Origin of the sequence: Herbaspirillum sp. DW155 (genome assembly GCF_037076565.1) — a bacterium.
Taxonomy (GTDB): domain Bacteria; phylum Pseudomonadota; class Gammaproteobacteria; order Burkholderiales; family Burkholderiaceae_D; genus Herbaspirillum.
Map to the genome: position 1 here is coordinate 4,125,151 of NZ_AP029028.1, position 19,551 is coordinate 4,144,701.

Sequence of the window (19,551 nt, forward strand, 5' to 3'; positions counted from 1 at the left end):
AAACGCCAAAAACGTTCATAAAAAACGTCATTGGCGCACTCAGGCAGCACTCCAATGCCACATCAATGGCGCCCGGCCCGCCAGCTTTCCGGCGGGCAAGGCGTCAGATCAACGGCCGCCGCGACGGCGGTTCATACCGGGCAAACCACCCAGCATGAAGTTGGCGGCGGTATTGCCGCCGCGCTGCGGACGATTGCCGCGACGCTGGTTGCCCGCATCCGGGAAACCCAGCGCGGTCTGCAGCGGGTCTGGCTGGCGGCTCTTGGGCTGACCACCGCGGTTGCCGCCACCATAGTTGCCACCGTTGCCATAGTTGCCACCGCCATTGCCACCATTACCGCCATTGCCGAAGCTGCCACCCTGACGGCCCTTTTGCGGTCCCTTGTTCTGCATGCCATTGCCGCGCGGGCCGTTGTTCTGGCTCTTGCCGGCGTGGCCGCCATTGCCGTGACTGCCGGACTTGGCTTCGCCGGCCTGCTTTTCCAGGCCACAGGCCGCCATCAGGTTGCGCACGGCGTTTTCTTCCAGCTCTTCCCAGCGGCCGCGCTTCAAGGTTTGCGGCAGGGTCATGGCCCCGTAGCGGGTACGGATCAGGCGCGAAACGGTCAGGCCGACCGCTTCGAACATGCGGCGCACTTCGCGGTTGCGGCCTTCGCCGATGGTCACGCGATACCACTTGTTCACACCCTCGCCGCCGCCGTCGGCGATGCGCGAGAACTGCGCCAGGCCATCGTCGAGCTCCACGCCCGCCAGCAGCTTCTGGCGCATGCCTTCCTCCAGTTCGCCCAGGGTACGCACGGCGTATTCACGCTCGATGTTGTAGCGCGGGTGCATCAGGCGGTTGGCCAGGTCACCGGAGGTGGTAAAGAGCAGCAGGCCTTCGGTATTGAAGTCGAGGCGCCCCACGGCCAGCCACTTGCCGGCCTTCATGGTCGGCAGGCGGTCGAATACCGAGCTGCGACCTTCCGGATCGGCATGGCTGACGATCTCGCCCGAGGGCTTGTGATAGACCAGCACGCGCGGCGGGCGCTTGCTCACCTTGCGCTGGATCAGCTTGCCGTTGATGCGCACGGCGTCGGTGGGCAGGATGCGCTGGCCGATGTGGGCCGGCTCGCCATTGACCGAGACGCGGCCGGCGACGATCAGCTCTTCCATGTCGCGACGCGAACCCAGGCCGGCGTCAGCCAGCACCTTGTGCAGCTTGGGGGCATCGTCCTCGGCGGTGAGGTCGCGGCGGCCATTCTTGCCGCGCATCTGATGGGGCTGGCGGCCACCGGCCTTGGCCCCTTCGTCGCGGTCATACGCCTCGGAGGTCACATAGGAGAAGATGTCATCGACCGGCTCGGAGCGCAGGCCCAGTTGGGGAGCCTTGGGCTTCTTGCCGTTCTTGTCGAAACTCTTCTTGCCTTGCTGGCCGGGCTGGCCATTGTTCTTGCCGAACTGGCCACGCGGCGGGCGCTCGGTGGCAGCAGCAGTATCACCCTCGCTCTTGCCGTGCACCGGTGCCGCCTCGGCAGCGCCACCAGCAGCGGCGCGCTGGGCAGCGCGGTTGTTGCGCAGTGCACGCGGGCCGCGCACACCACGGCGGGCGGGCTTGGTGCGGTTGGGATCGACCGGCGCATCCAGCAAGACCGGCGGCGCGACCACTTCTTCACCCACGGTGACGATGACCTTGGGCAGCTCGGGTGCAGCCGGAGCGGGCGCAGGCGCGGCCACTTCGGGCGCTGCAGCCTTTGGCTTGGCAGCGCGCTTGGGCTTGGCGGGAGCGGCGGGCGCCGGCTCCATGGCCAGGCTCATCTGGGCCGGCGCCTGCACGGCCGGGGCTTCAGCAGCCGCATCAGCCTTCTTGGCACGCGGCTTGGTGGCACGCGGTTTCTTTTCGGGAGCGGGCTCGGCAGCCGCGACCGGCGCCGGAGCCACCTCGTCGGCGACGACCTTCTTGGCGCGCGTGGCACGCTTTTTCGGCGCGGCCTCAGCAGCCACCGTTTGCGGGGCGGCTTCTGCCTCGGCCGGCGCGGCAGCGGCCGCAGGCTTGCGGGTGCGCTTCTTCACCGGCTTGTCGGATGCGGCGGCATCGGCCGCGACCAGGTCGACCTGGGTCTCGTCTTTGGAACTAGTTGGCTTCATTCTTCGAATCTGGATGTGGCGGACGCGCGTCATTTCCCCGCTGATCGGCCCGCTCGGTGGTGTCGTTGTGCTCGCCTGCCGCTTCGTCGGCGGCCTCGATGGCGTCTGTGCCAGTTACGGCATCGTCTTGCTCAAAAGGTTCTTGCGCTTCTGGGGAAGCGTCTTCACTGCCTGCAGCGCGCTCTTCCCCGGCGGCGGCTGCAAATTCCGTATGTTCTGCATCTTGCCCGGTGACTGGCTCATCCGCCTGGGCCGGCGCTTGCGGCTCAACAGCATCGGCCGCAGGCTCTCCGGTTCCGGGGGATTCGAGGGATTGAGGAGATTCGGCGGCTTGAGCAGCTTGCGCTTCAACTTCAGCTTCCTCTGCCTCGTCCTCCCCCGGCTCCCCGCCTGCCAGGACCGCCACGCCTCCCTCCAGCGCCTGCAATTCCAGCAGCGCGCCCTGGGCGGCGGCTTCGCCGCTGACCTGCTGCAGCGGCGGCAATTCTTCCAGCGAACTCAGGCCCAGGTCATCCAGGAACTTGCGGGTCGTGGCAAACAGTGCCGGCCGGCCCGGTACGTCGCGATGACCGATCGATTCGATCCAGCCCCGGTCTTCCAGCATGCGGATGGTCTGGGTATTGACCGCCACGCCGCGAATCTCTTCGATGTCGCCGCGCGTGACCGGCTGACGGTAAGCGATGATGGCCAGCGTCTCCAGCGTGGCGCGGGTGTACTTGGGCGGTTTCTCCGGATTCAGGCGCTCCAGGTAGACCTTCATCTCCTTGCGACTCTGGAAACGCCAGCCGGTCGACAGGCTGACCACTTCCACGCCCTTGTCGGCCCACTCGGTGCGCAGCTCATCGAGCATCTGCCGGATCATCTCGGCATTGATGTCGCTGCTCTCATCGCTCTCGGGATCGACGTACAGCTTCTTCAGGTCATTGATCGACAGGGGCTCATGCGTGCAAAGCAATGCAGTTTCGAGGACTTTCTTGGCCTCAGCAATATTCATGTACCACTCTTGTGCGTCTTGTTGTTAACAAAGTTCGGCTTGCGCAGGGTCTCCGGCGCCACGGATGCAGTCAGCCTGCCCGCAGCCAGAGCTGACACAGGCCGGGTACGGCAAGTCTTGCGCGGTGCTGGATGCGGCGGCGCTGCCTTCCGGTATTTGGAGATTGAATGAGCTGGAATCTAAGACCCGGGCAAATCGGCGTCGCGGAGATATCGCGCTTTCGCAAAGCCGTCATGTCGCTGGGTTGCGGACGGCCGACCTGCACCTTTTCAACTACCGGCCTTGCGTCATGGAGCCTTTGTTGGCCGCACAGGCTGCGGCGGTCGGGGCGCAAGGCATCAAAAGTACTGCGCGAAAGTGTAGCACAAAGATTTAGGCCAATGCAGTCTGTTGCAGCCTGCGGACAATTATTTGCATCAAGCGTCCTGACCGTTTCCCGTCTGCCGGGTCAGCCAGGCCGTGAAATCCTCCACCGCCATGGGCTTGCCGAAGAAGTAACCCTGCACTTCGTCACAGGCATTTTCCTTCAGGAAATCATGTTGCTCCTCGTCCTCGACCCCCTCTGCAATGACACGAAGGTTCAGGATGTGGGCCAGCGATATGATGGCCTTGACGATGGCAGCGCTGTCGGCATCGCGCGCAATGTCGCGCACGAAGGACTTGTCGATCTTGAGCGCATCCACCGGGAAGCGGCGCAGGTAAGAGAGGCTGGAATAGCCCGTGCCGAAATCATCCACCGAAATCTGCAGACCCAGGCGTTTCAGGGCATGCAGGGTCGCCACGCTCTTCTCGGCATCCTTCATGACCACGTTTTCGGTGATCTCCAGCTCCAGGCAGGAAGCCGCCAGCCCGCTCTGGGCCAGCACGCCGGCGACGAATTCCGGCAGGCTCTGGTTCAACTGCCGTGGCGACAGGTTCACCGCCACGGGGATGGGGGGCAAGCCGGCCGCCTGCCAGCGCTTGTTCTGGTGGCAGGCGGTGCGCAGCACCCATTCTCCGATGGGGACGATCAGTCCGGCCTCTTCGGCAAAGGGAATGAAACGGTCCGGCGGCACCATGCCCTGCTCCGGCGACTGCCATCGGATCAGTGCCTCGGCGCCGATCACCCTGCCATCCTTGAGGCTCAGCTTGGGCTGGTAGTAGAGCTTGAACTCCTCCTGATCCAGCGCGCGACGCAGGTTGATCAGCATTTCCAGGCGGTTGCTGACCTGGGTATCCATCCATGGCGCGAAGAACTGGAAGTTGTTGCGCCCCTGCTCCTTGGCCCGGTACATGGCCGAATCGGCTTGTTTCAACAATGTCTCGACATCCTTGCCATCGACCGGATAGCGGCTCACGCCGATGCTGGCGGTGACCTGAAACTCGCGGTCCCCGCTCTGCCAGGGCTTGGCCACGGCCGCCAGGATGCGCTGCATCACCTCGGCGATGCCCAACTCGCCGCCCGTCTGGTTCTGCAGCACCAGCACGAATTCATCGCCCCCCTGGCGCGCCACCATGTCGGTCTCGCGCAGGCAGGCCTGCAGACGCTGGGCCACGGTCTTGAGCAGTTCATCGCCCACCGTATGGCCCAGGCTGTCGTTGATGAACTTGAACTGGTCCAGATCGACGAACACCACCGCCGTCAGCCCGCCCTTCTGGCGCGCCACCTGGATGGCACGCTGCAGGTGCTCATGCAGCATGTTGCGATTGGGCAAGCCGGTCAGGGCATCGTGCGTGGCCTGGTGGCGCATCTCGGCCTCGTAGAGCTTGCGCTCGGTGATGGCCTCGACCGTGCCTTCGTAACAGACCAGCTTGCCGCCGTCGTCATAGACGGCACGGGCATTCTCTGAAATCCAGATGATGTCGCCGTCGCGCCGGTACACGCGCGACTCGAAATTGGAAACCGATCCATGCTGCTCCATCAGCCGCATGAATTCTCCACGCCGCTCCGGCTCCACATACAGCTGATGGCTGATGTCGCGCAGGCCCACGATCAGGTCTTCCGGCGAGTGATAACCATAGATGCGGGCCAGCGCCGGATTCACGGCGATGTAGGTGCCATCGGGGGTGGTCTGGAACACGCCTTCGATGGCGTTCTCGAAGATGCTGCGATAGCGGCGCTCGGCCTCCTGCAAGGCGTGCGCGGCTTCCTTGCGCTCGGTCACGTCCTGCAGGAAGCCTTCCATGGCCTCGACCTTGCCGGCCGCGTTGTACAGCCCTACTCCGCGCTCCCACACCCAGCGCAGGCTGCCGTCGGCGTGCACGATGCGATATTCGATATCGATGCGGCGCCGTTCACGCATGCAGGTGTCGATATGGTTGCGGACCAGCTGGCGGTCTTCCGGATGGGTCAATTGCAGGAAGGAAATACGACTGTTGAGCAGCAGGTCCTCGGGCGGATAGCCGGTCAGGGCCTGGCAACCCTCGCTGACGAATTCCAGGGTCCAGTGGGCATCGTCGCGGCAGCGATAGACCATGCCATCCAGGTTGGCCAGCAAGGTTTCCAGCAGGCGCGGCGGACGTGCCATGGCGAGCACGGCCTGATTCTGGCCGTTGTCGTGGCGACACAAGGCCCGGGAAGAAGACCGCGAGGAGGAGGAAGAGGCCGCCAATGCGCCTCGTGCTGCAACAGTTTTCATAACGACATGTGTCTCGCGCCTCTGGCGTGCAGGCGCGCTGTAATAGTGGAGTTCGTCCTTGGGTCAGGCGCCGGTTCCCCACGGCGCTGGCTGGATGATTCGTCAAAGCAATAAGGATGCCACTGCGCAAGCAACGGGCCTGGGAAGCCGGAGCCACGCCGGTCCGGGCAAATCGGCCGGAAAAACCCTTCACTTCGTCGCGCGGGATGGCTGAACCTCGGCGGTAGAATCCAGCTACCCCGCCCACTGGCTGCTGCGCCGGTGCCGGTTCCATCCTGACAACTAGCGGACTCTTCTATGTGGGCTAATCGGTATTTCGTTTTCTGGGCCGTAGTGGTCCTCACCTTCGGCTTGCTGATCCTGGCGGCCACGCATGGCATCGGCTGGGGCTGGGCCCTCATCCCCCTGGTGCTGACCGTCATCGGCATCCACGACATGGTGCAGCGGCGCCATGCGGTCTTGCGCAACTATCCGTTGATCGGACATTTCCGTTTCATGTTCGAGGCCATCCGGCCGGAACTGCGCCAGTATTTCTTTGAAGATGAAATGGATGGCCGTCCGTTCTCGCGCAAGAAGCGCAGCATCGTCTACCAGCGCGCCAAGGCCGAAGTCGACAGCCGCCCCTTCGGTACCGAGCTGGACATGCAGCAGGCCGGGCACGAATGGATAGGCCATTCGCTGTCCCCAACCAAGATCGCCAGCCATGACTTCCGGGTCGTCGTCGGTGCCGACCGCGCCCAGCCCTATTCGATGTCGGTCTTCAACGTCTCGGCGATGAGCTTCGGGGCGCTCTCGGCCAATGCCATCCGGGCGCTCAACCAGGGCGCCAAAAAGGGCAATTTTGCGCACGATACCGGCGAGGGCTCGGTCTCGGACTATCACCGCGAATTCGGCGGTGACCTGGTGTGGCAGATCGCCTCGGGCTACTTCGGCTGTCGCAATGCGGATGGCAGCTTCAATGAAGAAAAATTCACTGCCCAAGCCCAGTCTCCCCAGATCAAGATGATCGAGGTGAAGCTTTCGCAAGGCGCCAAGCCGGGTCACGGCGGCGTGCTGCCGGCCGCCAAGATCACCCCGGAGATCGCTGCCACGCGTGGCATCCCGATGGGGGTGGATTGCATCTCGCCGGCCGTACATTCGTCCTTTTCCACGCCGATCGGCCTGCTGGAATTCATCGAGAAACTGCGCGGCCTCTCCGGCGGCAAGCCGGTGGGCATCAAGCTGTGCGTGGGCCACCCCTGGGAATTCTTCGGCATCGCCAAGGCCATGTTGAAGACCGGCATCGTGCCCGACTTCATCACCGTCGATGGCTCCGAAGGCGGCACGGGTGCGGCGCCGCTGGAGTTCGTCGATCACGTGGGCATGCCCTTGCAGGAGGGGCTGGTGATGGTGCACAACACGCTGACCGGCATCGGCCTGCGCGAGAAGGTCAAGATCGGCGCCAGCGGCAAGATCGTCACCGCCTTCGATGTGGCGCGCACGCTGGCGCTGGGGGCGGACTGGTGCAATTCGGCGCGCGGCTTCATGTTCGCGCTGGGCTGCATCCAGTCGCAGAGCTGCCACACCGACCGCTGCCCCACGGGCGTAGCCACCCAGAACGCCCAGCGCGCCCGCGCCCTGGTGGTGCCGGACAAGGCCGAACGCGTCTACCGTTTCCACCAGAGTACCCTGCATGCCTTGCAGGAACTGGTGCAGGCGGCGGGCCTGCCGCATACCTCGGCCTTGCGCCCGCATCACATCGTGCGCCGCATCAACGACCATGAGATCCAGCTCATGTCCAACGTGCTGAAATACCTGCAACCCAATGACTTACTGGAAGGCAATTATCGCTCTCGGGTGTATGAAAAATTCTGGCCGATTGCGCGTGCCGAGAGCTTCCACCCGGAGTTTTGAAGAGAACTTCATTTCCGGACAACAACAAAAAAACCCGCAGTGCCTGCGCACTGCGGGTTTTTTTATTGCTGCCAGCCCGATCTTGCCGGGATGGACAGGGATGCTGCTTATTTACGTTTCATGAAGAAGATGAACTCGTGTTCATCATTCTGCGATTGCTCCAGCAGATCGTTGCCGGTCTGCTTGGCAAAGGCCTGGAAATCGCGCACCGAACCGGTATCGGTGGCGGTCACCCTGAGCACCTGACCACTGGCCATGTCGGCGAGGGCTTTCTTGGTCTTGAGGATGGGCAGCGGACAGTTGAGACCGCGCGCGTCAAGTTCACGGTGAAATTGGATGGCCATTACTTCGACTCAAAATGGATCACGACGAAAACGATTCTACTGCAAAACGCGCCGACTTGATGCATTGCACAAGTTCTGTTGTTTTCACCGCACTATGCTTGTGCAAAAACGATCATATTTCTGCCGCCAGATCCGAAGCCTCCGGGTCTGCCCGCCTACTTCAGCACCACCGGCGCCTCGATCGGCGTGCTCGATCCGGCAAACTCCACATACTGCATCGGCAGATTACGCCGGCGCATCCAGTCCGCCACCGCATGGCCGGTTCCAGCTGGCCAGGGGCGCAGATCGGCGGGCGCGCTGAGGCGATATTCCACCAGTTCCGGCGAGAGCCTGATCGTGCCACTCGCTTTGACGTAGTAGGCGATGATCAGCTCGTTCTTGCGCATGAATTCATAGACGCCGATCAGTTCGATGTACTCGGCGTCCAGATCGGTTTCTTCCTTCAGTTCGCGGGCGATCCCCTGCTCGGGGGTCTCGTCGCGTTCCATGAAACCGGTGATGAGCGCAAAACGCCCTTCGGCCCAGGCGGCGTTGCGGGCGGTGAGCATCTTGCCGTCGATCTCCACCAGTGCTGCCAGCACCGGCAGGGGGTTGTCCCAATGCGTCCAGTGGCCATCGGGACAGGCCAGCCGAACCTTGCCCCCCTCGCCTTCATCGGCGCGCAGCACCAGCGACGCTGCGCAGACCGGGCAGAACTTGAATTGGCTCATGCGTGCTCCGGACCCAGGGCCGATGGAGATGATTACAGCTTGGCCTGAACCCAGGCCGCCACGCCTTGCAGCGCGCCCGGCAGGGCCGCCGGCTCGGTACCGCCAGCCTGGGCCATGTCCGGACGGCCGCCGCCCTTGCCGCCCACCTGCTGGGCGACGAAGTTGACCAGTTCGCCAGCCTTGACCTTGGCGGTGGCATCGGCCGTCACGCCCGCGATCAGGCTGACCTTGCCATCCTTGACGCTGCCCAGCACGATGGCGGCGGTCTTGAGCTTGTCCTTCAACTTGTCCATGGTCTCGCGCAGGGTCGCCACGTCAGCGCCTTCCAGCGTGGCTGCCAGCACCTTGATGCCGTTGATGTCGACCGCCTGGTTGACCAGTTCGTCACCCTGGCTGGAGGCCAGCTTGGACTTGAGCGAAGCCAGTTCCTTTTCCAGCGCCTTGACCTGATCCTGCACCTGGCCGATGCGCGGCAGCAGTTCTTCCGGCTGGGTCTTGAGTGCCGCAGCAGCTTCGGCCACGCGGGTCGAGAGCGACTGCACCAGCGCCAGCGCGCCTTCGCCGGTGACCGCTTCGACGCGGCGGATGCCGGCCGCAACACCGCCTTCGGAGACGATCTTGAACAGGCCGATGTCACCGGTGCGGGTCACGTGCGTACCGCCGCACAATTCGGTGGAGGTACCGATGGACAGCACGCGCACCTGGTCGCCGTACTTTTCGCCGAACAGCGCCATGGCGCCGGCAGCAATCGCATCGTCGTAGCCCATCAGCTGGGCGCCGGTGGCGACGTTGGCCAGCACTTCGCGGTTGACGATCTCTTCCACGCGGCGGATTTCCTCGGCGGTCATCGGGGCGTTGTGGCTGAAGTCGAAACGGGTCTTGTCGGCGTCCACCAGCGAACCCTTCTGCGACACGTGCGAACCCAGCACTTCGCGCAGGGCCTTGTGCATCAGGTGAGTGGCCGAGTGGTTGCGCATGGTGCGGGCGCGCTGATCGGCATCGACCTTGGCCTCGACGGCATCGCCGATGGCCAGGCTGCCCTTGATCAGTTGACCGTGGTGGCCGAACACCTCGGCCTGGATCTTTTGCGTATCGGCCACGGCGAAGAGGCCATTGGCTGCTTCCAAGGCACCGGCATCACCCGACTGGCCGCCGGATTCGGCGTAGAACGGGGTGGTGTCCAGCACCACGATGGCATCCTGGCCGGCCTCGATCTTCTGCACCGGGCTGCCGGCCACGTACAGCGCCACGACCTTGGCCGACTGCGCCAGCGATTCGTAGCCGACGAAGCGGGTCTTGTCGCCGGTGTATTCGATGGCCGCGGCCATCTTGAACTTGCCGGCGGCGCGGGCGGCGCTCTTCTGGCGTTCCATGGCGGCGGTAAAGCCCGCTTCATCCAGCTCGACCTTGCGCTCGCGGCAGATGTCGGCGGTCAGGTCCAGCGGGAAGCCGTAGGTGTCATACAGGGTGAAGGCGGTTTCGCCATCCAGCTTGCCGGTGTTGGCAGCCAGCGCGGCTTCCAGAATCTTCATACCGTGTTCCAGCGTTTCGCCGAAACGTTCTTCTTCCTGCTTCAGGACCATCTCGACGCGCTCGGCGGCTTCCGGCAGTTCCGGATAGGCCGCGCCCATCTGCACCACCAGGTCCTTGACCAGCTTGTGGAAGAAGGGCTTGGTCTGACCCAGCTTGTGGCCGTGACGCAGCGCGCGGCGGATGATGCGGCGCAGGACGTAGCCACGGCCTTCATTGCCGGGGATGACGCCATCGACGATCAGGAAGGAAGTGGCGCGGATGTGGTCGGCGATCACGCGCAGCGAGGCATTGGACAGATCGGTCTCGCCGGTTTCGCGGGCAGCCGCCTTGATGAGCGCCTGGAACAGGTCGATCTCGTAGTTGCTGTGCACGTGCTGCAGGATCGCGGCCAGACGCTCCAGGCCCATGCCGGTATCCACGCAGGGCGCCGGCAGCGGGGTCAGGGTGTATTCGCCGGTGGCCGGGTCGAGCTGGCGGTCGAACTGCATGAACACGTTGTTCCAGATCTCGATGTAGCGGTCGCCGTCGGCGTCGGGGCTGCCCGGGGGGCCGCCCCAGACGTCCGGACCGTGGTCGTAGAAGATTTCGGAACAGGGACCGCAAGGGCCGGTCTCGGCCATCTGCCAGAAGTTGTCGGAGGCGTAGGGTGCGCCCTTGTTGTCACCGATGCGCACCACGCGCTCGGGCGGCAGGCCGATGTCCTTGGTCCAGATGTCGTAGGCTTCATCGTCGGTCTGGTAGACGGTGGCCCAGAGTTTGTCGGCCGGCAGGCCATAGACCTGGGTCAGCAGTTCCCAGGCCCACTTCAGCGATTCACGCTTGAAGTAGTCGCCGAAGGACCAGTTGCCCAGCATCTCGAAGAAGGTGTGGTGGCGCGCGGTGTAGCCGACGTTTTCCAGGTCGTTGTGCTTGCCGCCGGCGCGCAGGCAGCGCTGCACGGAGGCCGCGCGCACGTAATTGCGCTTGTCGGTGCCCAGGAACACGTCCTTGAACTGAACCATGCCGGAATTGGTGAACAGCAAGGTCGGATCATTGCCCGGCACCAGGCTGGAGGAGCGGACGATGGTGTGTTCTTTGGATTCAAAGAATTTCAGAAACTTGTCGCGAATTTCGGCTGAGTTCATGTTCGAAGACGGATAAATGGGCCTGATGCCGCCGCTAACGCGCAGATCCGGCCCGGATGGGAGTCGGTGCAAAAAACGATTGCGAACCGGTGATTATACGTGATCCCGGCGCGGATACGCAGGCCCGAGCGCCACGCTGCAACGTCCCTGCGGCTGGCCAGCATGCCGGCCAGCCCCATCCTGCAGACGAAAAAAAACCCGCCGGGAAACCCGGGCGGGTTACAGACTCGGCTGACCCGGGATGGCGCGCTACCCTGCACCACCGGACCTTAACTGTGTCAGCCGAACCTTCCGGTAAAACCGTGTGCGGGCAGCGTCGTGCGGACCGCCACAAGAAGACCGGACAATCAGGCGCCCTTGTTGGCCGGCACCGGATTGGTCTTCTTGGCCTTCTTGTGCTTGTGCTTCTTGGCCTTCTTCGCATGCTTCTTATGCTTCTTGTGAGCAGGCTTGGCAGCCGGTGCCTCGGCAGCAGGAGCGCCAGCCGGAGCCGGTGCGGGCTGGGCCAGGACCGGCATGGCGAAGGCGGCGACGAGTACGGCAGCCAGCAGTTTATTGATCTTCATCGTTTTCCTCTATCTCTCAGTGTTGTGTGCTTCCACAAGTCCACCGGCGTGCTCACGGGCGCCGGCCTTGTGCTTCTATTAACGCAAGATTTTTGCGACGCGTTGACAACAACTGTCGACTGCCCTCCAGTTATTGAGAACCGCCTGTAAATCATAACTATGGCGTAAGGATTCAGTACGTCGGTAAGAGCGCCCTTTTCCATTCATTTCCATGCTGCGCGAGCTGCACAATGCAGGCAGCCTGGTGCAGGCCCGACTTACCAGGCATCGGCCGCGATGAGATCGATCCGATCCGTACAGAAGGCATCCACCCCCCATTGACGGATTTCCTCGGCACGCGCCATGTCGTTGACGGTGTAGCAGAACAGTCCGTAACCCGCGTCCTTCACGGCGGCCGCCAGGGCCGGGGTGAGGTGCTTGTGATTGGTATGCAGCGCGACCGCCTGCAGTTGTTGCAGGCGCGCCTGCCAGTCCTCGGGGATCACGTCCACCAGATAGCCGCGCGGCAGGGCCGGGGCGGCTTCCTTGGCCGCCAGCAGCGCCTCGAAGGAAAACGAGGACAGCACCGGCAAGGCCGTCCCGCTCTTGCCGTCGAAGCGGCGCGCCACCGCCCGGGCGGTCAGCTCACCGGTGCGGCGGGCATGTTCGGCGGCGGCCGGCTTGATCTCGACGTTCATCCAGATGCCCTCGGCCAGGCAGAAATCCAGCCCCTGCTCCAGCGTGCAAATGCGTTCTCCGGCAAAGCGCGCATCCAGCCAGGCGCCGGCTTCCAGTTCGCGCAGGTCGGCCCAGTCGGTCTCGGCGATCTTGCCGGTGCCGGGCAGGGTGCGCCCGCGCTGCGGGTCGTGCATCAACATGGGCACTTCGTCGCGCGTGAGCATGACGTCGAATTCGGCGGCGCGGTAGCCGTGCTGCAGGCCGCAGCGAAAACCGGCCAGGGTGTTTTCCGGCGCCAGGGTGCCGCCGCCGCGATGGGCGAGGATACGGGGATAGGGCCACATGATGTTTCTCCGAAGGTAGGCCTTGCAGAAGGAGGAAGGCAATCGGCGCATAAGGTAGAGCAGTTCACGCCGCGCCACAAGCATTTGGCGCCGCCCGGGCGCCGCTTGATCGCAAGACGCTGGCACGGGCCGGGGCGGCGGCGCATCCTTGCCGCATCGTTCAACCAATCTTGCGAGGCCATCATGCGCGATACCGACCGTTCTTCCCAGTGCAACGACTCCGCCAGCGAGGCCACGCCGGCCGACTACGCCCGCGCCGAACGGCGTGTGGCGCGCCAGGTCGGCTTTTACCATCACCTGGCGCTCTACCTGACGGTCAACGCCGGCCTGATGCTGCTCAACCTGATGAGTGCGCACCGCTACTGGTGGAGCCTGGGACCTCTCCTTGGCTGGGGAATCGGGGTACTATTCCACGCCTTGCGTGTATTCGGGCGCTTTCCCGCCGGCTGGAAGCAGGCGATGATCGCGCGTGAACTGCGCCGACGTTGACAGGCCCGGTGCGCCGGGCAGCTTGTTTGCCTCATCACCACAAACGCATGACCCAACACGATACTTCCATCCCGCCCCGCCTGATCGTCCTGCTGCGCGAGCTGGGCTTGTCCCTGCTGCCCACGCTGGTGATCAACCTGCTGTGCGCAGTGGCCGTGACCTACCTGATGCGCATCGGCGGCAGCTTTTATGAAAACCTGCAGGTGTCGATGTGCATTGGCCTCTTGGCCATGCTGCTCATCAATGGCACGCGCCTGGCGCTCTGGGGCGATGGCGAACCCAACAAGCTGGGCTTCCTGGTGGTCATCGTGGTCATGGCACCGCTGGCGGTGCTGCTGGGGCGGCTCCTGGCCAGCCTGTTGATGGGTCAGCCGGTGCTGACCCTGGTGCCGGAACACAGCGACAACATCATTGCCGTGATCGTGCTGACTTTCCTGGTCTGCTTCGGCGCCACCCTGTTCTTCTGGAACCGGCAGAAGATGGCCGCCCTGCAAGCCCACGCCAGCCAGATCGAAAAGCAGGCCGTGCAGGCGCAACTGCAGATGCTGCAGGCCCAGATCGAGCCGCACATGCTCTTCAACACCCTGGCCACCCTGCAATCGCTCATCAGCACCGATCCCCTGCAGGCCGAGCTGATGTTGAACCAGCTGGTGCAATACCTGCGCACCACGCTGTCGGCCTCGCGCGCCGACAGCACCTCGCTGCAGAAGGAATTCGACCTGATCAAGGCCTATCTGGGGCTGATGTCGCTGCGCATGGGCCTGCGCCTGACCTATACCCTGCAACTGCCGGAACACCTGGGCCGCCTGCGGCTGGCGCCGATGCTGCTGCAACCGCTGGTGGAAAACGCCATCAAGCATGGCCTGGAACCCAAGGTGGAAGGCGGCAACTGCACCGTGCGCGCGGCAGTCCACAACGACATGCTGGTGCTGAGCGTGCTCGATACCGGCGTAGGCCTGCCCACCAGCATCAGCCTGAACCAGCCGCCCGCGCAGAAGGAGCCGGTGATCGGCATGCACTTCGGGCTGGACAACATCCGCGAGCGCCTGAGCACCCTCTACGGCCCGCTGGCTGAACTCATCATCACCCACAACGTGCCGGCCGGCGCGATGGCGCAGATCACCATCCCGCTCAAGGCCTTGAAGGCGGCGCACCGCAGCAGCAAGCACACGCGCCTGCTCGACGCCTGAGCCCCCTGCCCCGCCGCTCTTACGGAGGTTTGCCCATGGCCGCGCCCACCGCCCTGATCGCCGAAGATGAACCCCTGCTGGCCCAGGCCCTGCGCCAGGCGCTGGCACGCTGCTGGCCGGAGCTGCCCGCGCCGCCCGTCGCGACCAATGGCAACGAAGCGCTGGAGCAGGCGCTGGCGCTGCTGCCGGACGTCCTGTTTCTGGATATCAAGATGCCCGGCCGCAGCGGCCTGGAGATGGCGGGCGAACTGGCCGAGGAATGGCCGGCCACGCGCCCGTTTCCGCTGATCGTCTTCGTCACGGCCTATGACGACTATGCCCTGCAAGCCTTCGAGCGCGCCGCCATCGATTACCTGCTCAAGCCGGTCAGCCAGGAGCGCCTGGCCGTGACGGTGGAGCGCCTGCAAACCCTGCTGGCGCAGCGCGCCGCCAGCAGCCAGGAAAGCCACCTGGAGCGCGCGCTGGCGCAACTGCGTAGCCTGGCCACGCCAGCGCCGCAGGAGACGCCGCCACGACTGGACTACATCCGCGCCGCCGTCGGCAACAAGGTCAAACTGATTCCGGTGGAAGAGGTGCTGTATTTCGAAGCCACCGACAAGTACGTCAACGTGGTCAGCGCCGATGGCGAGGCGCTGATCCGTACCAGCCTGCGCGACCTGATTCCCCAGCTCGACCCGCGCCAGTTCTGGCAGATCCACCGGGGCAGGGTGGTGCAGGTACGGCAGATCCAGGCGGCGGTGCGGGAGGAAAGCGGCAAGCTCTTCGTCACCCTGCACGGCCGCCCGGAAAAACTGGCCGTGAGCCGCCTGTTCGCCCATCTGTTCAGGCAGATGTAAAGATCACCTGCCCCGCTCAGCGGCCATAGTAATAACCCGGGCCATAGTAGGGATGGTAATAATGCGGCGGCGGTGGCGGGCCCACCGGCACCATCACGCAGGCCGACAGCGTGGAGGCCGCCAGGGCGGCGGCGACGATCAGCTTGATGCAACGGCTCATGATGCACTCCTTGGTTTTTGGGTTTTTCCTTCACCACGCCCGGCGCGGGGCTGGACGCACAGGCAGATTGCCAGCCGGACCGCCCCACAGGTAATGCACGGACGTATCTTCTGTAACAAGAACAGGAAAAAACCTTCATATCGGCTCCAGGCGCCTTGCCAGCGGGCAAAAATTCTCGCCGCAACGGCCGCAAAGCCCGTGGAACCTGGGGAGCTGCGGTAAAATGCTTGCCATCTGAATAAACAGGCATTCCCTCCCCCGATTCATCCCATGAGCAACGAACTGAAAAACGGCCACACCCCTGCCCCTTCCACCAATTTCCTGCGCGGCATCATCGAGTCCGATCTGGTCTCGGGCACCTATGCCGAGCGCAGCAGCCAGGATGGCCAGGCCCTGCCGCAGGTGGTGACCCGTTTTCCGCCCGAGCCCAACGGCTACCTGCACATCGGCCACGCCAAGTCGATCTGCCTGAACTTCGGCCTGGCTGCGGACTACGCCGGCCGCTGCCACATGCGTTTCGACGACACCAATCCCGAGAAGGAAGAACAGGAATACGTCGACACCATCCTCGATTCGGTCAAGTGGCTGGGTTTCTCCTGGGAGCATGAAGGCAAGTCGCACCTGTACTACGCCAGCAACTACTTCGACGTCATGTATGCCTGCGCCCAGGCGCTCATCCGCAAGGACCTGGCCTATGTGGACGAGCAGAATGCCGAGCAGATGCGCGAGAACCGCGGCACCCTGACCGAACCGGGCAAGAACTCGCCGTGGCGCGACCGCCCGGTGGAAGAATCGCTGCGCCTGTTCGAGGAAATGCGCGAGGGCAAGCATCCGGACGGCTCCATGATCCTGCGCGCCAAGATCGACATGGCCAGCCCCAACATGAACCTGCGCGATCCGGCCATCTACCGCATCCGCCATGCCACCCACCACAACACCGGCGACAAGTGGCGCGTCTATCCGATGTACACCTTCGCGCATCCCATCGAAGATGCGCTGGAAAACATCTCGCACTCCATCTGCACCCTGGAATTCGAAGACCAGCGCCCGTTCTACGACTGGCTGCTGGAACACCTCGCCGAAGAAGGCTTCTTCAAGAAGCCGCTGCCGCATCAATATGAATTCGCGCGCCTGAACCTGACCTACATCATCACCAGCAAGCGCAAGCTGCGCCAGCTGGTGGACGAGAAGATCGTTTCCGGCTGGGACGACCCGCGCATGCCCACCATCGTCGGCCTGCGCCGCCGCGGTTACACGCCCGAAGCGATCCGCCTGATGTGCGACCGTACCGGCGCCTCCAAGAACAACAGCTGGATCGACTTCAGCGTGCTCGAAGGCGCGCTGCGCGAAGACCTGGACCCCAAGGCCCCGCGCGCGGTGGCCGTGCTGCGCCCCTTGAAACTGATCATCGACAACTTCCCCGAAGGCGTCTCCATCGATTGCAGCGCCCCGATCTATCCGCCGGCGCATCCGGAACACGACACCGCGCACCGCCACTTCCCCATCACGAAGGAACTGTGGATCGAGCGCGAAGACTTCATGGAAGAACCGACCAAGGGCTACTTCCGCCTCTTCCCCGGCAACAAGGTGCGCCTGCGCTACGGCTACGTGGTCGAATGCACCGGCTGCGACAAGGATGAACACGGCAACGTCATCGCCGTGCACTGCAACTACTTCGAAGACAGCAAGAGCGGCACCGAAGGCAGCTCCAACTACAAGGTCAAGGGCAACCTGCACTGGGTCAGCGCCGAACACGCCCTGGCCACCGAAGTGCGCCTGTACGACCGCCTGTTCTCGGACCCGCATCCGGACGCCGGCGGCAAGGACTTCCTGGCAGCCCTGAATCCGAACTCCAAGGAAGTCATCACCGCCTACCTGGAGCCGACCCTGAAGACCGCCCAGCCTGGCGACATCTACCAGTTCGAACGCCACGGCTACTTCGTGGCTGACCGGGTGGATTCGACCGCAGGCCAGCCGATCTTCAACCGGGCCGTCACGCTCAAGGACAGCTGGGGCAAATAAGCACGCGCAGGGGAACGGCCGCAAGGCCACGCGGGCGGCCGCGCGCCAGCCGCCCGCGCCAACGGGATGGCGCAGCCTGGTGGCAGGGGCCACCGGCAGAGCTAGGGGAACTCATGTTCGAGCAGATCAAGATCCAGCGCTTGTCGATGTCATCCATCTACAAACTGCTGGCCCTCGGGACCAGCTTCTCGCTGGTGCCGTTTTCAACGCTGATGGGTGTGCTGTCGCTGTTCGGCGCGCAAACCATCACCTGGGATGGCAAGCACCTGATCGGTTATGACGGCCTGATCGCCTCGCCCTTCATCGGCCTGTTCCTGTCGGCCTTCATTACGCTCTTCCTGGGCACGCTGTGCTGCATCGGGCTGTGGCTGTATTCGCTGTGGCGCCCGCTGTCGCTGAAGGTGGAAGCGGTGGACAACCTGGACATCGACAAGCTGATCCGCGAAAGCGAAGAAGCCATGTCCACCCGCGACTGAATCCGTCCAGCCGGGCAGCCGTCCGGCGCGCTCAGAAAATCTTCATCCACTTCAGGAAGGCCACGGTAGCCACACCGAGGCCGCCCATCACGCCCATCACGATCCAGAATGAGGCCTCGTCATGCAGGCCCGGCAGACCCGCCACGTTCATCCCGAAGATCCCTGACACCAGCGTGGCCGGCATCAGCAGCGCGGTCAGGATGGAGAGCGCCATCAGGTTGCGGTTCATCTGCTCCGACATCTGCGAGGCAATCTCTTCCTGCAGCAGCTTGGCGCGTTCATAGACCGCCTCCACGGTGGAATGCAGTTCGTTCAGTTCATCCAGTGCATGGGTGAGGTCTTCGAGCGCCTCGCGCGGCACCCAGGCCGGGCGCAGACGCTGGAACTGGGCCAGGATGCGGCGTTCCGGCGCAATGAAGCGGCGCAGTTCGGCCAGCTGGCGGCGGATGCCGGAGAGCTCGGCACGGTCTTCGGCGCGGCGGTCCGAGAGCACCGAGAATTCGATGTCGTCCACCTTGTCGTTGAGCTTGTCCAGACGCGCATTGAAGCCATCGGCCAGGCAGCGCAGCAGCTCGGCGAAGAGATCCATCGGATTGTCGAAGCCGCCGCCATCGAGCACCTTCTGGCGCAGCATGTTGGTGGAGATCAGCGGCTGGGTGCGCAGCGTCAACAGGCGCGTGCGGTCCAGGTAGAAGTGCAGCGCGCCCTTTTCGGTGCCGGTGTCGCCGATCTCCATCTTCATATCGGTCAGGGTGCCATAGACCCCTTCGGGGGTGGCGTGCAAACCCGGATGGGTATCGCTGCTGAGCAGGAATTCAGTGATGTACTCGGGAATGTCGCTGTGATGCTCCATCCATTGCCGGATCTTCACATCGGCCGTCTTGACGTGCAGCCAGGTGAAATCGGGCGTCGTCGGATGGTAGTCCACCACTTCATTCCAGTTCATCTGGCGCGCACGGCCCTGCTCGAAGCGGAAGGCGCAGATGAATCCGGCCGGCTCGTAGAGCAGATGCAAGGCTTGCGGGGTGTCCGGCGGATTGTGCATGAGCGGCCAGGTCAGAAAGGGGCGGAAGGCAGGAAGACGTTAAGCGACCCCGCATTCTAACGACCGTCTTTGACAGATTTGTGACAGCGCCGTGACGGCGCTTGGGCACAGCCGGCCGGACTCAGTAGTTGAAGTTGCGGTTGCCCCAGGCTTCGCGGGCCGCACCGCACACCCTGATCTGGTCTTGGTTCATGCCGGAAGTGCCATTCAACTGGCACTGGTCGGAGACCGACTTGGCCTCATCGATATTGGCGCGGAAATAGGCGTAATCCTTCCTGCCGGTGGCGGCGTCACAGGCCGCAAGCAAAGGCAGGGCGATGCACAGCAGCGCTGGCAGGCGGAGAGCGGAGTTCATGCGGTGGTTCCCCTGAAAGGCGGGCCGGGGGGCCCGCGACGGCAGCGCGGAGGGTACGCCCCGGGCCG

17 protein-coding genes are annotated in these 19,551 nt (G+C 63.9%); 6 read left to right on the forward strand and 11 right to left on the reverse strand.

All coding sequences use genetic code 11. The annotated features are described in order from the left end of the window. Positions 1-108: 108 nt before the first annotated feature. From rluB to AACH55_RS18690, 3 genes are all read right to left on the reverse strand, one after another. Positions 109-2,127 carry a 23S rRNA pseudouridine(2605) synthase RluB gene (rluB, locus tag AACH55_RS18680; protein ID WP_338716144.1) on the reverse strand — a complete coding sequence of 673 codons (2,019 nt, stop codon included), beginning with the start codon at positions 2,125-2,127 and terminating at the stop codon, positions 109-111. Further along, positions 2,114-3,121: an SMC-Scp complex subunit ScpB gene (scpB, locus tag AACH55_RS18685; RefSeq protein ID WP_338716145.1), complete on the reverse strand. Its 1,008-nt coding sequence runs from the start codon at positions 3,119-3,121 to the stop codon at positions 2,114-2,116. Before scpB ends, rluB begins: the two co-directional genes overlap by 14 nt. Positions 3,122-3,537: 416 nt before the next feature. Beyond that, positions 3,538-5,628, reverse strand: coding sequence for an EAL domain-containing protein (locus AACH55_RS18690; protein ID WP_338716146.1), 2,091 nt, complete (start codon positions 5,626-5,628; stop codon positions 3,538-3,540). Positions 5,629-6,036: 408 nt separating this feature from the next. On the opposite strand from AACH55_RS18690, the gene AACH55_RS18695 reads away from it, so the two are divergent. Continuing rightward, complete coding sequence (locus AACH55_RS18695; protein WP_338716147.1) at positions 6,037-7,632, forward strand: FMN-binding glutamate synthase family protein; 1,596 nt, start codon at positions 6,037-6,039, stop codon at positions 7,630-7,632. A 107-nt stretch (positions 7,633-7,739) separates the two neighbouring features. Here the strand turns inward: AACH55_RS18695 and AACH55_RS18700 are convergent, their stop codons facing one another. The 5 genes from AACH55_RS18700 to ugpQ form a co-directional block, all read right to left on the reverse strand. Then, positions 7,740-7,976 (reverse strand): sulfurtransferase TusA family protein, encoded by a 237-nt coding sequence (locus AACH55_RS18700; RefSeq protein ID WP_013235553.1) that lies wholly within the window; start codon positions 7,974-7,976, stop codon positions 7,740-7,742. A gap of 155 nt (positions 7,977-8,131) precedes the next feature. After that, on the reverse strand, positions 8,132-8,686 hold the full coding sequence (locus AACH55_RS18705) for an NUDIX domain-containing protein (protein WP_338716148.1): 555 nt from the start codon (positions 8,684-8,686) through the stop codon (positions 8,132-8,134). Positions 8,687-8,718: 32 nt separating this feature from the next. Beyond that, positions 8,719-11,343: an alanine--tRNA ligase gene (alaS, locus tag AACH55_RS18710; RefSeq protein WP_338716149.1), complete on the reverse strand. Its 2,625-nt coding sequence runs from the start codon at positions 11,341-11,343 to the stop codon at positions 8,719-8,721. A gap of 347 nt (positions 11,344-11,690) precedes the next feature. After that, complete coding sequence (locus AACH55_RS18715; protein WP_034334461.1) at positions 11,691-11,909, reverse strand: hypothetical protein; 219 nt, start codon at positions 11,907-11,909, stop codon at positions 11,691-11,693. Between the two features lie 257 nt (positions 11,910-12,166). Continuing rightward, complete coding sequence (gene ugpQ / locus AACH55_RS18720; RefSeq protein ID WP_338716150.1) at positions 12,167-12,910, reverse strand: glycerophosphodiester phosphodiesterase; 744 nt, start codon at positions 12,908-12,910, stop codon at positions 12,167-12,169. 183 nt (positions 12,911-13,093) lie between these two features. Between ugpQ and AACH55_RS18725 the strand changes: the two genes are divergently transcribed. The 3 genes from AACH55_RS18725 to AACH55_RS18735 are packed head-to-tail and all read left to right on the forward strand — an operon-like array spanning position 13,094 to position 15,425. Further along, the gene (locus AACH55_RS18725; RefSeq protein ID WP_338716151.1) at positions 13,094-13,399 is read left to right on the forward strand and encodes a 2TM domain-containing protein; all 306 of its coding nucleotides are present in this window, start codon (positions 13,094-13,096) and stop codon (positions 13,397-13,399) included. 47 nt (positions 13,400-13,446) lie between these two features. Beyond that, positions 13,447-14,589: a histidine kinase gene (locus tag AACH55_RS18730; protein WP_338716152.1), complete on the forward strand. Its 1,143-nt coding sequence runs from the start codon at positions 13,447-13,449 to the stop codon at positions 14,587-14,589. 35 nt (positions 14,590-14,624) lie between these two features. Next, complete coding sequence (locus tag AACH55_RS18735; RefSeq protein ID WP_338716153.1) at positions 14,625-15,425, forward strand: LytTR family DNA-binding domain-containing protein; 801 nt, start codon at positions 14,625-14,627, stop codon at positions 15,423-15,425. 16 nt (positions 15,426-15,441) lie between these two features. Here the strand turns inward: AACH55_RS18735 and AACH55_RS18740 are convergent, their stop codons facing one another. Beyond that, positions 15,442-15,585: a hypothetical protein gene (locus AACH55_RS18740; protein WP_338716154.1), complete on the reverse strand. Its 144-nt coding sequence runs from the start codon at positions 15,583-15,585 to the stop codon at positions 15,442-15,444. Positions 15,586-15,855: 270 nt separating this feature from the next. On the opposite strand from AACH55_RS18740, the gene AACH55_RS18745 reads away from it, so the two are divergent. Together AACH55_RS18745 and AACH55_RS18750 are read left to right on the forward strand one after the other, a co-directional pair. Continuing rightward, positions 15,856-17,607, forward strand: coding sequence for a glutamine--tRNA ligase/YqeY domain fusion protein (locus AACH55_RS18745; protein WP_338716155.1), 1,752 nt, complete (start codon positions 15,856-15,858; stop codon positions 17,605-17,607). Positions 17,608-17,720: 113 nt separating this feature from the next. After that, positions 17,721-18,083, forward strand: coding sequence for a hypothetical protein (locus AACH55_RS18750; RefSeq protein WP_338716156.1), 363 nt, complete (start codon positions 17,721-17,723; stop codon positions 18,081-18,083). Positions 18,084-18,114: 31 nt separating this feature from the next. Here the strand turns inward: AACH55_RS18750 and AACH55_RS18755 are convergent, their stop codons facing one another. Together AACH55_RS18755 and AACH55_RS18760 are read right to left on the reverse strand one after the other, a co-directional pair. Beyond that, positions 18,115-19,128: a transporter gene (locus AACH55_RS18755; protein ID WP_338716157.1), complete on the reverse strand. Its 1,014-nt coding sequence runs from the start codon at positions 19,126-19,128 to the stop codon at positions 18,115-18,117. Positions 19,129-19,249: 121 nt separating this feature from the next. Continuing rightward, positions 19,250-19,483, reverse strand: coding sequence for a hypothetical protein (locus AACH55_RS18760; RefSeq protein ID WP_338716158.1), 234 nt, complete (start codon positions 19,481-19,483; stop codon positions 19,250-19,252). Between the last annotated feature and the right edge of the window lie 68 nt (positions 19,484-19,551).

Bases quoted from the DNA above. Each gene is read 5' to 3' on its own strand.
- rluB (WP_338716144.1), bottom strand. From the start codon at position 2,127: ATGAAGCCAACTAGTTCCAAAGACGAGACCCAGGTCGACCTGGTCGCG.
- scpB (WP_338716145.1), bottom strand. From the start codon at position 3,121: ATGAATATTGCTGAGGCCAAGAAAGTCCTCGAAACTGCATTGCTTTGC.
- AACH55_RS18690 (WP_338716146.1), bottom strand. From the start codon at position 5,628: ATGGCACGTCCGCCGCGCCTGCTGGAAACCTTGCTGGCCAACCTGGAT.
- AACH55_RS18695 (WP_338716147.1), top strand. From the start codon at position 6,037: ATGTGGGCTAATCGGTATTTCGTTTTCTGGGCCGTAGTGGTCCTCACC.
- AACH55_RS18700 (WP_013235553.1), bottom strand. From the start codon at position 7,976: ATGGCCATCCAATTTCACCGTGAACTTGACGCGCGCGGTCTCAACTGT.
- AACH55_RS18705 (WP_338716148.1), bottom strand. From the start codon at position 8,686: ATGAGCCAATTCAAGTTCTGCCCGGTCTGCGCAGCGTCGCTGGTGCTG.
- alaS (WP_338716149.1), bottom strand. From the start codon at position 11,343: ATGAACTCAGCCGAAATTCGCGACAAGTTTCTGAAATTCTTTGAATCC.
- AACH55_RS18715 (WP_034334461.1), bottom strand. From the start codon at position 11,909: ATGAAGATCAATAAACTGCTGGCTGCCGTACTCGTCGCCGCCTTCGCC.
- ugpQ (WP_338716150.1), bottom strand. From the start codon at position 12,910: ATGTGGCCCTATCCCCGTATCCTCGCCCATCGCGGCGGCGGCACCCTG.
- AACH55_RS18725 (WP_338716151.1), top strand. From the start codon at position 13,094: ATGCGCGATACCGACCGTTCTTCCCAGTGCAACGACTCCGCCAGCGAG.
- AACH55_RS18730 (WP_338716152.1), top strand. From the start codon at position 13,447: ATGACCCAACACGATACTTCCATCCCGCCCCGCCTGATCGTCCTGCTG.
- AACH55_RS18735 (WP_338716153.1), top strand. From the start codon at position 14,625: ATGGCCGCGCCCACCGCCCTGATCGCCGAAGATGAACCCCTGCTGGCC.
- AACH55_RS18740 (WP_338716154.1), bottom strand. From the start codon at position 15,585: ATGAGCCGTTGCATCAAGCTGATCGTCGCCGCCGCCCTGGCGGCCTCC.
- AACH55_RS18745 (WP_338716155.1), top strand. From the start codon at position 15,856: ATGAGCAACGAACTGAAAAACGGCCACACCCCTGCCCCTTCCACCAAT.
- AACH55_RS18750 (WP_338716156.1), top strand. From the start codon at position 17,721: ATGTTCGAGCAGATCAAGATCCAGCGCTTGTCGATGTCATCCATCTAC.
- AACH55_RS18755 (WP_338716157.1), bottom strand. From the start codon at position 19,128: ATGCACAATCCGCCGGACACCCCGCAAGCCTTGCATCTGCTCTACGAG.
- AACH55_RS18760 (WP_338716158.1), bottom strand. From the start codon at position 19,483: ATGAACTCCGCTCTCCGCCTGCCAGCGCTGCTGTGCATCGCCCTGCCT.